The organism is Rhodococcus sp. NPDC054953, from assembly GCF_053609225.1.
Window position 1 is genome coordinate 106,980 of the sequence record NZ_JBSGXD010000002.1, and the last position, 15,896, is coordinate 122,875.

14 protein-coding genes are annotated in these 15,896 nt (G+C 68.5%); 8 read left to right on the forward strand and 6 right to left on the reverse strand.

Annotated elements, in window-relative coordinates; translation table 11 throughout:
- Window positions 1-70: 70 nt before the first annotated feature.
- A complete protein-coding gene (gene kstD / locus ACWF62_RS02115; protein WP_378570357.1) occupies window positions 71-1,771 on the reverse strand; it encodes a 3-oxosteroid 1-dehydrogenase in 1,701 nt (566 codons plus the stop codon).
- Window positions 1,772-1,908: 137 nt separating this feature from the next.
- Here kstD and ACWF62_RS02120 point away from each other — a divergent pair, with 137 nt between their 5' ends.
- The gene (locus ACWF62_RS02120) at window positions 1,909-3,516 is read left to right on the forward strand and encodes an FAD-binding protein (RefSeq protein WP_378570355.1); all 1,608 of its coding nucleotides are present in this window, start codon (window positions 1,909-1,911) and stop codon (window positions 3,514-3,516) included.
- A gap of 29 nt (window positions 3,517-3,545) precedes the next feature.
- Window positions 3,546-4,331 carry a 2-keto-4-pentenoate hydratase gene (locus ACWF62_RS02125; protein WP_378507403.1) on the forward strand — a complete coding sequence of 262 codons (786 nt, stop codon included), beginning with the start codon at window positions 3,546-3,548 and terminating at the stop codon, window positions 4,329-4,331.
- 98 nt (window positions 4,332-4,429) lie between these two features.
- Here ACWF62_RS02125 and ACWF62_RS02130 read toward each other — a convergent pair whose 3' ends face one another.
- Both ACWF62_RS02130 and ACWF62_RS02135 read right to left on the reverse strand, forming a co-directional pair.
- A complete protein-coding gene (locus ACWF62_RS02130) occupies window positions 4,430-4,762 on the reverse strand; it encodes a hypothetical protein (RefSeq protein ID WP_378507402.1) in 333 nt (110 codons plus the stop codon).
- Between the two features lie 3 nt (window positions 4,763-4,765).
- Window positions 4,766-5,947, reverse strand: coding sequence for a Rieske 2Fe-2S domain-containing protein (locus ACWF62_RS02135; RefSeq protein ID WP_378507401.1), 1,182 nt, complete (start codon window positions 5,945-5,947; stop codon window positions 4,766-4,768).
- A 256-nt stretch (window positions 5,948-6,203) separates the two neighbouring features.
- Here ACWF62_RS02135 and hsaA point away from each other — a divergent pair, with 256 nt between their 5' ends.
- The 4 genes from hsaA to hsaB are packed head-to-tail and all read left to right on the forward strand — an operon-like array spanning window position 6,204 to window position 9,739.
- Window positions 6,204-7,379, forward strand: coding sequence for a 3-hydroxy-9,10-secoandrosta-1,3,5(10)-triene-9,17-dione monooxygenase oxygenase subunit (gene hsaA / locus ACWF62_RS02140; protein WP_378507400.1), 1,176 nt, complete (start codon window positions 6,204-6,206; stop codon window positions 7,377-7,379).
- 10 nt (window positions 7,380-7,389) lie between these two features.
- Complete coding sequence (gene hsaD, locus ACWF62_RS02145) at window positions 7,390-8,265, forward strand: 4,5:9,10-diseco-3-hydroxy-5,9,17-trioxoandrosta-1(10),2-diene-4-oate hydrolase (RefSeq protein ID WP_378570352.1); 876 nt, start codon at window positions 7,390-7,392, stop codon at window positions 8,263-8,265.
- The gene (gene hsaC / locus ACWF62_RS02150) at window positions 8,265-9,161 is read left to right on the forward strand and encodes an iron-dependent extradiol dioxygenase HsaC (protein WP_452629316.1); all 897 of its coding nucleotides are present in this window, start codon (window positions 8,265-8,267) and stop codon (window positions 9,159-9,161) included. The genes hsaD and hsaC overlap by 1 nt, the downstream gene beginning before the upstream one ends.
- Entirely contained in the window at window positions 9,161-9,739 is a 579-nt protein-coding gene (gene hsaB, locus ACWF62_RS02155) for a 3-hydroxy-9,10-secoandrosta-1,3,5(10)-triene-9,17-dione monooxygenase reductase subunit (protein WP_378507397.1), read from the forward strand. The genes hsaC and hsaB overlap by 1 nt, the downstream gene beginning before the upstream one ends.
- A gap of 227 nt (window positions 9,740-9,966) precedes the next feature.
- On the opposite strand, the gene ACWF62_RS02160 is transcribed toward hsaB, so the two are convergent.
- The gene (locus tag ACWF62_RS02160; protein ID WP_452629317.1) at window positions 9,967-12,021 is read right to left on the reverse strand and encodes a neutral/alkaline ceramidase; all 2,055 of its coding nucleotides are present in this window, start codon (window positions 12,019-12,021) and stop codon (window positions 9,967-9,969) included.
- Window positions 12,022-12,329: 308 nt separating this feature from the next.
- Between ACWF62_RS02160 and ACWF62_RS02165 the strand changes: the two genes are divergently transcribed.
- A complete protein-coding gene (locus ACWF62_RS02165; RefSeq protein WP_378507395.1) occupies window positions 12,330-12,773 on the forward strand; it encodes an SRPBCC family protein in 444 nt (147 codons plus the stop codon).
- 3 nt (window positions 12,774-12,776) lie between these two features.
- Here ACWF62_RS02165 and ACWF62_RS02170 read toward each other — a convergent pair whose 3' ends face one another.
- Entirely contained in the window at window positions 12,777-13,505 is a 729-nt protein-coding gene (locus ACWF62_RS02170) for an acetoacetate decarboxylase family protein (RefSeq protein WP_378507394.1), read from the reverse strand.
- Between the two features lie 252 nt (window positions 13,506-13,757).
- Between ACWF62_RS02170 and ACWF62_RS02175 the strand changes: the two genes are divergently transcribed.
- The gene (locus ACWF62_RS02175; RefSeq protein WP_452629318.1) at window positions 13,758-14,957 is read left to right on the forward strand and encodes a cytochrome P450; all 1,200 of its coding nucleotides are present in this window, start codon (window positions 13,758-13,760) and stop codon (window positions 14,955-14,957) included.
- Between the two features lie 20 nt (window positions 14,958-14,977).
- Here the strand turns inward: ACWF62_RS02175 and ACWF62_RS02180 are convergent, their stop codons facing one another.
- The gene (locus ACWF62_RS02180; RefSeq protein ID WP_378507392.1) at window positions 14,978-15,853 is read right to left on the reverse strand and encodes an aldo/keto reductase; all 876 of its coding nucleotides are present in this window, start codon (window positions 15,851-15,853) and stop codon (window positions 14,978-14,980) included.
- Window positions 15,854-15,896 lie beyond the last annotated feature (43 nt).

A 15,896-nucleotide genomic window follows, 5' to 3' on the forward strand; every position in this document is an offset into this window, starting at 1 on the left:
GTGGGGGGGGGGGGGTGTGTTGGGTTAGGCCCAGGGAGGGGAGCTGGGCCACGTGGCGCACGGGGGAGATCTAGTTAGCGACGACGTCGCCCGCCGAGGCGGCGTCCTTCGCGCGCTTGGCCGCATCGAGAACCGCGAGGTACCCGAAGGTCATCGCGGGGCCGATGGTGGCGCCGGGGCCCGCGTAGGTGTGGCCCATGACCGGCGAGCTGGCGTTGCCCGCGGCGTACAGGCCCTCGATCCAGCTGCCGTCCTCGCGCAGGGCGCGGCCGTCGACGTCGGTGCAGATGCCGCCCTTGGTGCCGAGGTCACCGGGGACCATCTTGATCGCGTAGAACGGCGCCTTGCCGATCTCGGCGAGGCTCGGGTTCGGCAGCCGGGGGTCACCGTAGTAGTGGTCGTAGCCGCTGTCGCCGCGCCCGAAGTCCTCGTCCTTGCCGTTGCGCGCGAACCCGTTGAAGCGCTCCACCTCGGCGGTCAGCGCGTCGACCGGCAGGCCCGCCTTCTCGGCGAGCTCGGCGATCGTGTTGGCCTTGACCACGATTCCGGCCTTGAGCCAGCGGCCGGGGAACGGGGTGCGCGGGGTGATGCCCGCGAAGGTGTAGCGGTTGCGGTAGCGCTGGTCGAGGATCATCCAGGTCGGGATGTTCTCGCCGGGGCCCTCGCCCTGACCGTAGGTGCCGCCGTACATGGTGTGCACGGCCTCGACGTACGGGGCAGCCTCGTTGCCGAACCGCTTGCCTGCGGTGTTGACCATCATGCAGCCGGGCAGGGTGCGCTCGGACAGCGCGAACCACGGGCCACCGGTCAGCGGGATGGACGGACCCCACCAGGCGTCGTCCATGAAATCGACCGCCGCGCCCAGCTTCTGGCCTGCGATGATGCCGTCACCGGTGTTCGCCTTGGCGCCGACCGTCCATTCCGTTCCGATCGGGGCGCGCTGGTACTTCTTGCGCATCTCGTCGTTGTGCTCGAAGCCGCCGGAGCCGAGGACGACACCGTGCCTGGCGTGGATGACCTGCTCGGTACCGTCGATCAGCACCTTGACGCCCCGCACCGCGTCGCCCTCGGTGTAGAGCTCGGTCAGCGGGGTGTTCAGCAGGATCGGCACCCCGGCGTCGCGCAGGCCGAGGCGCAGGCCCGCGACCAGCGCCTGCCCACGCACCAGCAGATCCTTGCCGGTCGCCTTGGCCTTGAGGAAGCGCATGCCGACCTTCATCGCGCGCATCGGGCCGCGGCGGTTGCGCATCAGCAGGTTGAGCCACTTGTAGTCGGCCTGGGTGATGACGAAGTTCTTGGGGCCCTTGACGTAGTCGGGCTCAAGGTTCTTGCGGTCCTCGCCGAGCCGGTTGCCGTCGAACACCTGGGGCTCGACCGACCGGCCGCCGAGGCGGCCGCCGGGGGCCTCCGGGTAGTAGTCCGAATAGCCCGGTACCCACTGCAGTTCGAGGGCGCTGTTGCGCAGGACGAACGAGAGCATCTCCGGTCCGCGATCGATGTAGGTGTCGATCCGCTCCGGCTCGACGACGTCGCCGATGATGCTGTGCAGGTACTTGCGCGCGTCCTCGACGGTGTCGGTGACGCCGTCGCGCTGCAGCACCTCGTTGTTGGGGATCCAGACTCCACCACCGGACCGGGCGGTGGATCCGCCGTAGTGGGCGGCCTTCTCGACGATGACCGCGCTGAGGCCGTGGTGTGCGGCGGTCAGGGCCGCGGTCATGCCCGCCGCGCCGCTGCCGACGACGACGATGTCGTATTCCTGCTTGCTCATGTAGAACACGTTATAGAATGATGTAGGGGTAGGTCCATGCTTTCTGCCAGGAACTATTCCGGACTACCGCGGAACGGCCTGGTCACGAACGGCAACACGTTCAGTTGCGGAAAAGGGGATGCCCGGTGTCCTGGGACATGTCAACCGACGTCGTGGTCGTCGGATGTGGGGTCGCCGGTGCGTCGGCGGCCATCGAGGCCATCGACGCGGGCGCGGAGGTCGTCGCCCTCGACCGGTTCGCCGGCGGCGGGGCAAGCACCATCTCCGGAGGCATCGTCTACGCGGGCGGCGGCACCTCGGTGCAGCGTGCGGCGGGCGTGGCGGACACCGTCGACGCGATGTTCGCCTACCTGAGCCTCGAGGTCGGGGATGCGGTCCGGCCCGAGACGCTGCGCCGATTCTGCGAGAACAGCGCGTCGACGGTGGACTGGCTGCAGGCGAACGGGGTTCCGTTCGAGGGATCGCTGTGCCCATACAAGACGTCCTATCCCACCGACCGGCACTACCTGTACTACTCCGGGAGTGAGGCGGCGGGCGGCTTCCGCGACGCCGCGGTGCCCGCCCCGCGCGGGCACCGCCCGAAGGGCAAGGGCACCTCCGGGAAGATGCTCTACCGCCCGCTGGTCGAGTCCGCGCTGGCCAAGGGGATGCGGCTGGAAACGCAGACCAGGGCGGTTCGGCTGGTCACCGACGACGCCGGCGCGGTGACCGGGGTCGAGTGCCTGAGCCTGCGGGACGCGCCCGCCGGGGTGCGGGCCAGGCACGCGCGGTTCGCGGCACTGTCCTCGAAGCCGGGCGTCTACTTTCCGCCGCTGCGCAAGGCGATGGACCGGCAGATGGCGCGGATCGAGGAGCGGTACGCGCGGCCCTTCCGAATCGAGGCCCGGTCCGGCGTGATCCTCAGCGCGGGTGGCTTCTTCGCGAACCGGGCGATGGTCGCCGAGCACGCCCCGCGCTACCTCGGCGGGCTGCCGCTCGGCACCTCCGGCGACGACGGCAGCGGCATCGCGCTCGGGGAGTCGGTCGGCGGCGCGACCGACAAGCTCTCGAACGTCTCGGCATGGCGGTTCATCGTGCCGCCGACCGCCTTCCTCGGATCGATCCTGGTCGATCGACGGGGCAACCGGATCGTCGACGAGTCCCGCTATGGGGCGGCCCTGGGGCACGCGATGATCGCCGAGGGGGACGGGCACGGCTGGCTGGTAGCCGACGCCGACCTGGTGACCGAGGCGCGGTCGCAGATGGGCAGCCGGACCACCTGGTTCCAGCGGGTGCAGTCCGAGACGATGACGCGGATCGACGGCACCACCGCGGGCACGCTCGACGAGCTCGCCGCGAAGGTGGGCATCGATCCGGCCGGCCTCGCCGCCACCGTTGCCGCACACAACGAGGCGATCGTCGCCGGGGCGACCGATCCGATGGGCAAGCCGGACGAATTTCGCCGCCCGATCCTGGCCGCGCCGTTCTCGATGTACGACGTGTCCCTGAAGAAGAGCCTGTCGAATCCGCTGCCAATGATCACGCTCGGCGGACTGGTCGTCGACGAGGACAGCGGCGAGGTGCTCGACCGGGACGGCGACCCGATCGTCGGACTGTACGCGGCGGGGCGGACCGCGGTCGGCATCTGCTCGAACTCCTACGTCAGCGGGCTGTCGCTGGCGGATGCCGTGTTCTCCGGTCGCCGGGCCGCATCACACGTTTCCCGTCGCGGAGTTCCCCGTTCCGGTACGGTCGCCGGCACCTGATTGCCGAATGCCACCATGAGGAACGACTATTGCTCACCTCCGATCTGCGTCTCACGGTCGCGGACCTGCTGCACGCCGCCGAGAAGGGGCTCGCCCCGATAGCGCCCCTTTCGGTGACGTACCCCGCGATCGATGTTGCCGACTCGTATGAGATCCAGCTGATCAACATTCGCCGTCGCATCGCCGCGGGGGAGCGGGTGGTCGGGCACAAGGTCGGGCTGACCGCCGAGGCGATGCAGCAGATGTTCGGCGTCACCGAACCGGATTACGGGCACCTGTTCGACACCAGGGAACTGCGCGAGGACGCGCCGGTCCCGTGCGCGAACTACCTGCTGCCGCGGGTGGAGGTCGAGGTGGCCTTCATTCTCGGCGCGGACCTGCCCGGTGCCGGGTGCACGGCCGACGACGTGCTGCGGGCAACGGAATTCGTGATTCCGTCCGTCGAACTGATCGACTCCCGCATCGTGGACTGGCAGATCGGGCTGGTCGACACGATCGCCGACAACGCCTCGTACGCCGGCCACGCGATCGGGGCGGCCCGGGTCCGGCCCGCCGATATCGACGTGACCGCGATCGACGCCACCCTCACGGTCAACGGTGAGCAGGTCGCGGCCGGGCGCAGTGATGCGGTGCTCGGCAACCCGGCCGCCGCGGTGGCCTGGCTCGCCAGGGAGGTTGCCGACTACGGCGTTCGCCTCCGGGCCGGGGACATCGTGCTGCCCGGATCGTGCACGCGGGCGGTCGATGTCCGGCCGGGTGACCGGGTCCGTGCGGACTTCACCGGGCTCGGATCGGTGTCGCTGCAGTTCGTCTAGCCGTCCTCCGGCGGCCAGGCCGGCAAACGGTGAAGGGCACTTTCGCCCGGCCAGGCCGGGTAAAAGTGCCCTTCACCATGTGGGGGTGCGGGTGGCGGTCAGGGATTCGGGTCCCGGACCTCGACGATGCCCTCGAGCACCGCGTGGTTGATGCTCGCGACCAGGCGCGGGCAGGTCTGCCGGGACCCGGTGCTCCCGCCCGCGCCCGCGAACTCCGGGCACACCGTTGCCGGATCGGACTGCCACTGGATGCTGGTGTGGTTGAAGCTGTTCTTGCGGACCAGCACACAGGTGTGGCAGCTGCGGCACTCCACCTCCTGCAGCCCATCCTCGAGATAGGTGTGCAGGTCGACGGCGGTCTGCGCGCGAATGGCCTCGACCCGGGCCGGGTTGTCCGCGAAGTCCGGGGCCTTGGACCAGGTCGAGGTCATCGTCTACACGCCCGTCTTGTTGTCGGATTCGGCGGCGGCCTTCTCCTCGGCCTGGCGGGCGAGGTTTGCGTCGACCTCGCGCTGCCACGCCTCGACGGCCTTGGTGGTGTCGATCTCGAACTCGAAGCGCTGCGTCATCTTCTCGTCGACGTCGGCGATGTCGACGTAGAACTGCTCGTACCACCGGCGCAGCTGGTAGACCGGGCCGTCTTCCTCGCAGAGGAGCGGGTTCTCGATCTTGCTCTTGTTCTTCCAGATCGCGACGTCCTGCTCGAAGCCCATCGCGACGCCCTCGGTGAACTTGCGGGCGAGCTTGACCGAGGTGGCCTCGTCCAGGCCCTTGGGCTTCTCGACGCTCACGCCGTACATCAGCATGAACGAGTCCTGGGTGATCGGGTAGTGGCAGTTGATCAGCAGGCTCTCGACCTTGAACCCGCTGTAGTTGTTGTGCAGCCAGTTCACCATGAAGGACGGTCCGAAGTACGACGCCTCGGAGTCCAGCACCGAGTCGCCGTACTGGGTGCCCATGGTCCCGACGTCGGGCCTGCCGTGGTTCTGCAGGTACTGCGTCGCGACGTGACCCTCGAAGACGTTCTTGAAGTACTTCGGGAAGCCGAAGTGCACGTAGAAGAAGTGCGCCATGTCCACGACGTTGTCGACGATCTCGCGGCAGTTGGAGCCCTTGACCTCGAGCCGGTGCCACTCCCAGTCGGTCCACTCGTCGGTGAGCACCTCCGGAAGCTCCGGAATGGTGACGTCCTCCGGCGGCTGGTTGCCCTCCGCGTCGTGCCACACGTACAGCATCTTGTTGCGCTGCAGGGTGGTCCACGACCGGGTGCGCGCCAGCGGCGGAACCCGGCGGGCGTAGGGGATGTCGGTGCACTTGCCGTTGCCGCCCCAGCGCCAGTCATGGAACGGGCAGGCCACCGAGTCGCCCTTGATGCTGCCCTGGCTGAGATCGCCACCCATGTGCCTGCAGTACGCGTCGAGGACGTTCAGCTTGCCCTCGCTGTCGGCGAAGACGACGAGCTTGGTGCCGAACGCCTCCACCGCGTGTGGCTTGCCGTCCTGGAACTCTCGCTCGAGTCCGATGCAGTGCCAACCGCGGGCGAACCGGGTCGGCGTGGTGCCCACGTCGATTTCCCGCACCTTGCGGGGGGTGGGTGCGCCGCTCGTCTGCGTCATCTCTGCCCTCACATCCCTTCGTCTTCCTGTACTAGAACACGTTATAGAACCCGGCAGCATTTCGCTAGATTTCACGGCGAGTCGGTCGTGTCGTGAACGTCTGACCTGCGCTGCATCGCTCCTCTCGACACAAATGGGAACGTGTTCTAGTCTCAGGTGCGAAGGTGAACCGCCTGCAATGCGAGATCCACGCGCGGCGCGTATCGACACCCCCAACCGACATACACCCATATCGACACACATGAGGGAGCGACCAGTGAGTGAGCACGACAGTCACGTGGTGATGGAGAAGCTGAACGAGCTACTGCCGGCCTTCCGCGAGCGTGCCCAGGAGACCGAGGATCTGCGTCGCATCCCGGACGAGTCGATCAAGGCGTTGCAGGAGGCGGGCTTCTTCAAGCTGCTGCAGCCGAAGCAGTGGGGCGGATACGAGGCCGATCCGGTCACCTTCTACACCGCGGTCCGCAACATCGCGAGCGCCTGCGGCTCCACCGGCTGGGTCGCCGGCATCATCGGCGTGCACAACTGGCACCTGGCGCTGTTCGACCAGCAGGCGCAGGAGGACGTGTGGGGCACGGACACCGACGTCCGGATCTCCTCGTCCTACGCGCCGATGGGTGCCGGTGAGGTCGTCGACGGCGGATACAAGGTCAACGGCTCCTGGGCCTGGTCCTCGGGCTCCGATCACGCGACGTGGGTCGTCGTCGGCGGTCCGGTCATCAAGGACGGCCGCCCGGTCGACTTCGGCAGCTTCCTGATCCCGCGCGAGGACTACGAGATCGACGACGTGTGGAACGTGGTCGGCCTGCGCGGCACCGGCTCGAACACCGTCGTCGTCAAGGACGTTTTCGTGCCCCGGCACCGCTTCCTGAGCTTCAAGGCGATGAGCGACCTGACCGCGCCCGGTCTGCAGCAGAACACCGCCCCGGTCTACAAGATGCCGTGGGGCACCATCCATCCCACCACTATCTCCACCCCGATCGTCGGCATGGCCTACGGCGCGTACGACGCCCACGTCGAGCACCAGGGCAAGCGGGTCCGCGCCGCGTACGCGGGCGAGAAGGCCAAGGACGATCCGTTCGCCAAGATCCGGATCGCCCAGGCCTCCAGCGACATCGACGCCGCCTGGCGTCAGCTGTCCGGCAACGTCGCCGATGAGTACGCCCTCCTGTTGGCGGGCAAGGAGATCCCGATCGAGCTGCGACTGGCTGCCCGACGAGACCAGGTCCGCGCCACCGCGCGGGCGATCGCGTCGATCGACCTGCTCTTCGAGAACTCCGGTGCCACCGCCCTCGCGAACGGCACCCCGATCCAGCGCTTCTGGCGTGACGCCCACGCAGGCCGGGTGCATGCGGCCAACGACGCCGAGCGGGCCTACGTGATGTTCGGTGGCGCCGAATTCGGCCTGCCGCTGACCGACACGATGGTCTAGGAGAACGCCCGTGACAGTTACCGACGAACTCACGTACGAGTCGACTTCCCGGTTCGCCCAGGTCCGCGAGGATCTGAAGCTGCACTACCACGAGGCGGGCGTCGGCAACGGCCCCACCATCGTGCTGCTGCACGGCGGCGGCCCCGGTGCGTCGTCGTGGTCCAACTTCGCCAAGAACATTCCGGTCCTTGCGGAGCGATTCCACGTCATCGCGGTCGATCAGCCCGGCTACGGCCGCTCCGACAAGCCGACCGAGCACCCGCAGTACTTCCGGCACAGTGCATCGGCGCTCAAGGATCTGCTCGACACCCTCGGCATCACCGATCGCGTGCACCTGCTGGGCAATTCGCTCGGCGGCGGTGCGGCGGTCCGGTTCGCGCTGGACTACCCGGACCGGGCGGGCCGGCTGGTGCTGATGGGTCCCGGCGGGCTGAGTGTCAACCTGTTCGCGCCGGACCCGACCGAGGGCGTGAAGAACCTCGGCAAGTTCAGCTACCAGCCGACCAGGGAGAACCTTGAGGCGTTCCTGCGCATCATGGTGTTCGACCAGAAGCTCATCACCGACGAGCTGATCGACGACCGGTTCGCGGCGGCGAGCACGCCCGAGTCCCTCGCCGCGGCGAAGGCGATGGGCAAGTCGTTCTCCGGCCCGGAGTTCGAGCTCGGGATGCTCTGGCGCGACGCGTACAAGCTGCGTCAGCGGGTGCTGTTGATCTGGGGCCGCGAGGATCGGGTCAACCCGATCGACGGGGCGCTGGTGGCGCTGAAGATGATTCCGCGCGTGCAGCTGCACGTGTTCGGCGGCTGCGGGCACTGGGCTCAGCTCGAGAAGTTCGACGAGTTCAACCGGCTCGCATCTGACTTCCTCCTGGAGGGGGGCAACTGATGAGTATTCGTGCACTGGCGTACCTGCGCATCGAGTCGACCGACATGGCCGCGTGGCGCGAGTACGGGCTCAAGGTGCTCGGCATGGTCGAGGGCAAGGGCAACCCCGAGAACCTCTACCTGCGCATGGACGACTACCCGGCCCGACTGGTGATCGTCCCCGGCGAGCGGGACGGCCTGTACTCGACCGGCTGGGAATGCGCGAACGCCGAAGGCCTGCAGGAGATCCGGGAGCGGCTCGCCAAGGCAGACTGGGAGTTCGAGGAGGGCACCAAGGAGGAGGCGGCCGAGCGCAACGTCGTCGAGTTCATCACGTGCCGCGACGCCTCCGGTTCCCGCCTGGAGATCTTCCATACCATCGCCCTGCAGCACCGCCGGATCGTCAGCCCGTACGGACACAGGTTCGTCACCGGCGAGCAGGGGCTCGGGCACGTGGTGCTCGCAACCAAGGACGATGCCGCGGACCTGGAGTTCTACCGGGACGTGCTCGGGTTCAAGCTGCGCGACTCGATGCGCCTGCCCCCGCAGGTCGTCGGCCGTCCGGCGGACGGGGACCCGGCCTGGCTGCGTTTCCTCGGCTGCAACCCGCGGCACCACAGCCTGGCGTTCGCGCCGCTGCCGAACCCGAGCGGGATCGTGCACCTGATGGTCGAGGTGGAGAACTCCGACGACGTCGGACTCTGCCTGGACCGCGCGATCCGCAAGAAGGTCAAGATGTCGGCCAGCCTCGGCAGGCACGTCAACGACCTGATGCTGTCCTTCTACATGAAGACGCCGGGCGGATTCGACGTCGAGTTCGGGTGTGAGGGGCTTGAGGTCGAGGACGAGAACTGGATCGCGCGCGAGTCCACCGCCGTGAGCCTGTGGGGCCACGACTTCACCGTCGGGTTCAAGTAGTGACGGCGCCCGAACCCGGAACCGGCGCGGCCATCGACCCGCGTCAGTTCCGAAACGTCCTCGGACAGTTCTGCACCGGCGTCACGATCATCACGACCGTGGACGACGGGCAGCCGGTCGGGTTCGCGTGCCAGTCCTTCGCGGCCCTCTCGCTCGACCCGCCGTTGGTGCTGTTCTGCCCGACCAAGGGGTCCCGCTCCTGGGCGGCAATCGAGCGGACCGGGAAGTTCTGTGTGAACGTCCTCGCCGAGGAGCAGCAGGACGTGTGCGCCCGGTTCGGATCCCGCGAACCCGATAAGTTCGCCGGGATCGGGTGGGAGCCGTCGCCGCTCGGGTCGCCGATCATCGAGAACTCGCTCGCCCACATCGACTGCACCGTCGAGACCGTGCACGACGGCGGTGACCACTACGTGGTCTTCGGCCGCATCTCGTCGATGAGCGAGGTCAAGACGGAACGGCCGTTGCTGTTCTACCGCGGCCAGTACACCGCCATCGAGCCGGAGAAGACCGTGCCGGCGCCGTGGCGGGACGACCTCGAAGCGTTCCTCACCGCGACCACGGAGGACACCTGGCTGTAGCGGCACCGCCGCATACGCCACCACATACCCGGAGGGGCGACAAAGGGCCCGTCCACACGAGAGATCGTGTGGACGGGCCCTTTTGGCTTCCCCCCACCACCCCCCCTGGGTCCGACTGAACGGAAGCGTTCAGTCGATCAGATCGAATGAATGTGCCGTTCGCTCGGCGGGGGCCAGCGGCGGTCACGGCGGCGCGCCGTGCTGGAGGGCGATCCGAGAGTGGTTGGTCAGATTTCGAACTCCGCGGAGGTGCCGGTGAACGGCAGGACGACCCCGCCCGGGTCCTTGCGGTCGCCGAAGTGCAGGATCCGGTAGCGGCCGCTGGCCGTTCCCTCGGGCACGTCCCAACTGATCGTCGCGACTGACGCGTTCGGTCCCTCGCGGCGCCACCGGTACCGCGTGGACCAGTCGCCGTCATCGGCATGCCGAACCCACCGTCCGCCGTCGCGACGCTGCACCTCCAGGTATGTTCCGCCGCGGTGCAGGTTGTTCTTCGGGTGACCGGTGGCGAACTCGACGACGACGCGGTTCCCGACCTCGACCCGGGCCGGGGGCTGAACCAGGACGTCACCGAAGGCGCGGCCCGCGGGCGGGGCGTCGGCGGGGAAGTCCGCGCCGAATCCGGGCTGGAACGCGGACAGGTCCCGCGGCGCAGGCCCCCGGGGGACGTCGACGCCGTCGCGCAGGGCGCTGGCGAGCCGGGCGTAGCCCTGCTGGTAGGCGGGAAGCGTGTTGCGCCCGAAGAGCGTCGAGCCGCCCTCGTACTGCTGTGCGTCGTACTCCTCCGGGGTGGTGCAGTAGCTCGAGTACCCGTTCGCGTAGCCGTTGAAGATCACCTTCTCCAGCGGCACACCGAGTTCCTCGGCGACGGTGCGGCGGATCCGCAGTCCCGACACGATCGTGAACTCGGCCGGGCCACCGACCACGTAGATCTCACCGATGCGGAGGATCTGGATCTTGAGCACGTGCGGCACCCAGCCGTCGGGCGGCAGCAGCCCGACCGGAACCAGCACCAGCTTGGGCGCCTGCGCATCGGCGAGCCACTGCGGGGTGGTCTGTTCGGCGCCGCCAAGCGCGCCGAGGAGCGGATTGCGGGTTCCCTCGGTGAAGATCTCGATCGCCGGGCCGTCCTCGGTGCTGCCAGCGGCCATTGCCGCGCCGATGCACGCTGGCGCCGTCCGTCGGGGCTGGCCGTCACCGGTGTACCGACCGTCCACCTCCTGGTTTGCCATGTCCAGGTACATGATTCGGCTGTCGACCACGGGGGAGGAGAGTGTGGACGCACCGTCGAAGGCCGCACGGGCTGCCGCGACCTGACGTTCGCCGATGATCCGGGCGTTCTCGAACTCGTCGTCGGTGGGCCCGGTGCCCGGCCGGAGGTCCAGGTTCGGGGACATGTCGCCGGTGTTGGTCTGGGGGAAGCACGCGACGAAGCCGGGGGCCTCGTCCAGGTAGCGCACGCCCGCGACGTCGTGCTCCCAGAAGTAGGCGGCAGCCCCCTTGTTGTCCCCCGACACCAGGTGGTTCTCGTTGGTCAACGATGCGCCGTGGGTGGGGAACCAGGCGATGGCCCCGACGTTCTCGTCGCCGCGCCCGATCCGGAGCACCCGCATCGCGGTGTCGATGCCGAGCGGGTAGTAGTCCTTGTCTCGCTGCGGGTTCCGATCGAAGGCCGCGCGGGACCGGTTGACGCTGGCGTCGCGGAGTTCGCTGCGCCCGTATGCGAGCGTGCCCGTCGCGAGGTCGTCGTGGGCGGCGCTGATCGCCTCCACCATCCCGTCCACCTCGGCATCGAAGACCTGCGGCTGGAAGCCGAGGGTGGCCAGGCTGTATGCATAGTCGTGCGATGCACCGCCACACGCCGCGTGCGAGTGCACGGCGGTGAGCATCACGTTCTTCTCGGTGTAGAGGGGACCGTACTTCGCGGCCAGTCGAGCGAGGACCGCGTCGTGCACGGACTGGAACACCATGCAGGTGTCGGCGCAGGCGTAGACGACGCGACGGTCCTCGGTGTCGGCGAAGACGTAGGCGCGCACCCGGGTGCGCTGGTGCAGCCCCTCGGTGCGTTGGTCGAACTGTGAGTAGCCCATCATGCCGTTCTCGGCGACCGGACCGGTCACGTCGGCGCGGCCGGCACCGACCCGGAATCCCACGCCCGCGCGGCCGTTACCGGGTGTCGAGGGGGCTGGGCTGGCGTTGGCGGCGCCGGAGGACCCGGCAACGGCAGCGAGCACCGGTGCGGTCGCGGCGCAGGCGAGCGCACTGCGTCGACTGATCTTCACGAGGAAATCCTTTGGGAGGCTGTCGAAAATACAATCTGGTCAACTGTCCAGCTGACAGCACACACGACCGGAGTGTGGTTTGGCAAGACCTCGTGCAGGCCTTCTGTCGTGCCGCGGGCGGGACTACGATGAGAACGCCAGTAGGTCGTCACCGGGACCGCCGGGGCAGGCGTCGAGCGGCGCGAACGCCGCGACAGCAGCAACCGTCCCGAACATCGTCGGGCCCTGCCCCCGGCCGCCGCTGGGCGATCGTCACCGCCGTGTTCGTCGGTCGAGGATGAGCACGCACTCGCGAGGCAGGAAGCGTCATGGCAAGGACACTGAGAATCGAGGAATCGATCACGATCGCCCGCCCGCTCGGCGACGTGTTCGACTACCTGTCGAACCCGGCGAACGCCACCGCGTGGAACAGCAACGTCGTTGACTACAACACCCAGTCTGGCCAGCCGGGCGAGGCGGGCTCGACGGCGGCCTATGTCGCCAAGGTTGCGGGACTGCGGCTCGACGGTGAGGAGGAGGTGGAGGTCCGCGAGGCGAACAAGCACCTGCGGTACCGCTCGACGCGATCGAAGATCGGTTACGTTCGCGACATCGACTTCGCCACCGACGGAACGGGAACCAGGGTGACCCTCAGTCAGGAGTCGGAGGCGGGCACCGGGATCTTTACGTTCGCCGACTCGATCGTCCAGAAGCTGTACGCGCACGACGTTCGGGGCAACCTCGAGAAGGCGAAGACCATCCTGGAGTCGTGACCGTCACACGGGGCGCGCGTCCCCGAAGGTCATCCTCAGGCTGGGAATGGACGTGGTCATCAGCGCCCGGCGTGGCAGGCCGAGGGTTCGCAGCTCGGCGGCAATCGGATGCGATCCGAGGGTCAGGTCGCCGCCGCCAGGGCGGGCGCGGACCCCGCTCGGATTCATCTCCCACGCGGTGCGGCGGGTGGTGCCGTCGAGATGCGAGTACGCCTGCATCGTCGTGCCCGGCCCCCGGTCCGGCGTCTTGACGCCAGGCCGCACCGTCAGGTTCGCGATCAGCTGGCCGTCCCGGCTTACCGACGCATGCTTGACGTCCGACGCGTGATCGGCGTGAAAGTCCGCAAGCACCTTGGGGAATCCCCAGATGCCGCGGCCCGCGGCAAGGGTGAAGTCGCCATCGACGGGGAGGTGGTGGATCAGTGCCCCCGCCCGGCCCCTCGCGAGCGCGGTCAGATCGCCGAGGACCGAACCGCCGACGGTGTGGTGGTCGCGGACCATGAACACCACCCCGAACTCGTTGTAGGGTCCGAGGTCGCCGTCGACGTAGTCGACGAAGACGAGGCCGCACAGTCCGCGACCGGGGCGGAATTGGAGCATATTTAGGCCGGTGTGGTCGATCAGGTGCTGCGCCGCCGCCGTCGGCACCGAGTACATCGCCATGAACGCCGTCGCGTGCCGGATCCGCACCGGCATCTGGACCCGCTGCCCGAGGATGTCGTGGGCGGTCACGGCCGGGCCGCCGCACCCGCGCGGTCGGCGTCACGGGCGGGCTCGGGCGGCGGGCTGAAATCCGCTCCACGACGCCACATCCGGCTGTCAAGCTCGGGCATCGCACCCCAACCGTTGATGTCCACCGCGCGCTCCCCTCGACTGGGTGGAACCTGTTCTACCTGTTCTATCATGCCGACCTCATTCGGGCATGCCGTGGACCGTGAGCGCCTACGCTCGGCCCGGACGGTGTCATCAGGACGGACCGAGGGGATGGCGATGCGACCCGACATCGAGCTGGTCGACGGGCGGTTCTACGCGGGGGAACTCGGCGATCCGCGGGAGGCGTACGCCTGGATGCGGGTCAACGAGCCGGTGTTCCGCGACCGCGCGGGGATGGCCGCCGCCGCGAGCCATGCCGCCGTGGTCGCCGCCGAGCGCGATGCGGGTCTGTTCTCCAACGCAGGGGGGATCCGGCCCGAGATCGGGCCCCTGCCGCACATGATCGACATGGACGATCCTCGCCACCTGCACCGGCGCAAGCTGGTCAACACCGGGTTCACCCGCAAGCGGGTCGAGGCGAAGGTCGACGACATCGCGCGGATCTGTGACGACCTGATCGACGCGGTCGTCGACAGGGGGGAGTGCGACTTCGTCCGGGATCTCGCCGCACCGCTCCCGATGGCCGTGATCGGCGACATGCTCGGGGTCCGTCCCCAGGAGCGGGCGATGTTCCTGGAGTGGAGCGACGACCTCGTCAGGGCGCAGGGAAGCAACGCGTCCGACGAAGCGATCGACAGGATGATGGCCGCCTACGTCGCGTTCGTCGAGTTCACGATGCGGACCATCGAGGAGCGGCGGACCGCGCCGACCGACGACCTCACCAGCGTCCTGGTGCACGCCGAGGTCGACGGGCAGCGGCTCACCGACGAGGAGATCGTCGCGGAGACCCTGCTGATCCTGATCGGCGGCGACGAAACCACCCGGCACGTCCTCAGCGGGGGGATGGAACAGTTGCTGCGCGATCCGCGGCAGCGCGACACGCTGATCGCCGACCGCGCCCTGATGCCGTCGGCGCTCGAGGAGATGCTGCGCTGGGTGTCACCGGTGAAGAACATGTGCCGCACGGTGACCCGCGATGTCGAGTTCCACGGCACCCGCCTGCACGAGGGCGAGAAGATGATGCTGCTGTTCGAGGCCGCAAACTTCGACGAAGCGGTCTTCGAGAACCCCGCGACCTTCGACATCACCCGCAACCCGAACCCGCACATCGCGTTCGGTTTCGGATCCCACTTCTGCCTTGGGAATCAGCTGGCCAGGCTGGAGGGGCGACTGATGTTCGAGCGTCTTCTCGACCGGATCCCGACAATGGAACTCGCCGCGGACGGACCGCTGCCGAGGCGCCCGGCGAACTTCGTCACCGGGATCGAGACGATGCCCGTGACATTCGTCGCGAGCGCCCCGCGCAGGTAACCGGCCCGTGGGCCACCGACTCAGCTCGGGGCGCCGAGGTTCATCTCGTCGGGATGGAAGCCGACCCGGATACCGGTGTCGAGGGTCGCGAGGTCGGCGAGATCCCGCTCGGTGAGCGTGAAGTCGAGGACGTCGGCGTTCTGGGTGATGCGGTCCTCGTGCACCGATTTCGGGATCACGATCAGCCCGTTCTGCAGGTGCCAGCGGATCAGGACCTGCGCGGGGGACTTGCCGTGCCGCTCCCCGACGCGGGCGACGAGCGGGTCGCCGAGCAGCGTGTTGGGCTTGGACGCCGGACCCCACCCGGCGTTCGCGGTGCCGCCGAGGGGACTCCACGACTCGACCGCGATGCCGTGCCGCGCCGCGGCGTCGCGGATCGCGTGCTGGGGCAGGTGCGGGTGCAGTTCGACCTGGTCGACGGCGGGGAGCATCCCGCCGCGGTCCACCAGCTCCTGCAGGTGGTGCGGCTCGAAGTTGCACACACCGATCGCCCTGGCACGCCCCGATCCGGCGATCTCCTCCATCGCGTCCCAGGTGCGCAGCCGGGTGTCCCGGTCCCGGAGCGGCCAGTGGATCAGGTACAGGTCGACGTGGTCGAGCCCCAGCCTGGACAGGCTCGCGTCGAACGCCTTCAACGCGGGGGCATAGCCCTGGTCGGTGTTCCACAGCTTGGTGGTGACGAAGACGTCCTCGCGGGGCACGGCCGCCGACGCGATACCGCGCCCGACGCCCGCCTCGTTGCCGTATGCGGCCGCGGTGTCGATGTGTCGGTAGCCCGCCTCGTCGATGGCGAAGCGGACGGCGCGTTCGGTCTCGTCGTCGGTGGCCTGCCACACGCCGAGGCCCAGCTGCGGGATGACGGTTCCGGAATTCAGGGTGATCTCTGGAGTGGTCATGGGTCCAGGCTAGGCGTGCCGACGCGGGAAGGGCCGACCCGAA

Coding starts and splice junctions, on each gene's coding strand:
- kstD (WP_378570357.1), bottom strand. CDS start 1,771: ATGAGCAAGCAGGAATACGACATCGTCGTCGTCGGCAGCGGCGCGGCG.
- ACWF62_RS02120 (WP_378570355.1), top strand. CDS start 1,909: ATGTCAACCGACGTCGTGGTCGTCGGATGTGGGGTCGCCGGTGCGTCG.
- ACWF62_RS02130 (WP_378507402.1), bottom strand. CDS start 4,762: ATGACCTCGACCTGGTCCAAGGCCCCGGACTTCGCGGACAACCCGGCC.
- ACWF62_RS02135 (WP_378507401.1), bottom strand. CDS start 5,947: ATGACGCAGACGAGCGGCGCACCCACCCCCCGCAAGGTGCGGGAAATC.
- hsaC (WP_452629316.1), top strand. CDS start 8,265: ATGAGTATTCGTGCACTGGCGTACCTGCGCATCGAGTCGACCGACATG.
- ACWF62_RS02165 (WP_378507395.1), top strand. CDS start 12,330: ATGGCAAGGACACTGAGAATCGAGGAATCGATCACGATCGCCCGCCCG.
- ACWF62_RS02175 (WP_452629318.1), top strand. CDS start 13,758: ATGGCGATGCGACCCGACATCGAGCTGGTCGACGGGCGGTTCTACGCG.
- ACWF62_RS02180 (WP_378507392.1), bottom strand. CDS start 15,853: ATGACCACTCCAGAGATCACCCTGAATTCCGGAACCGTCATCCCGCAG.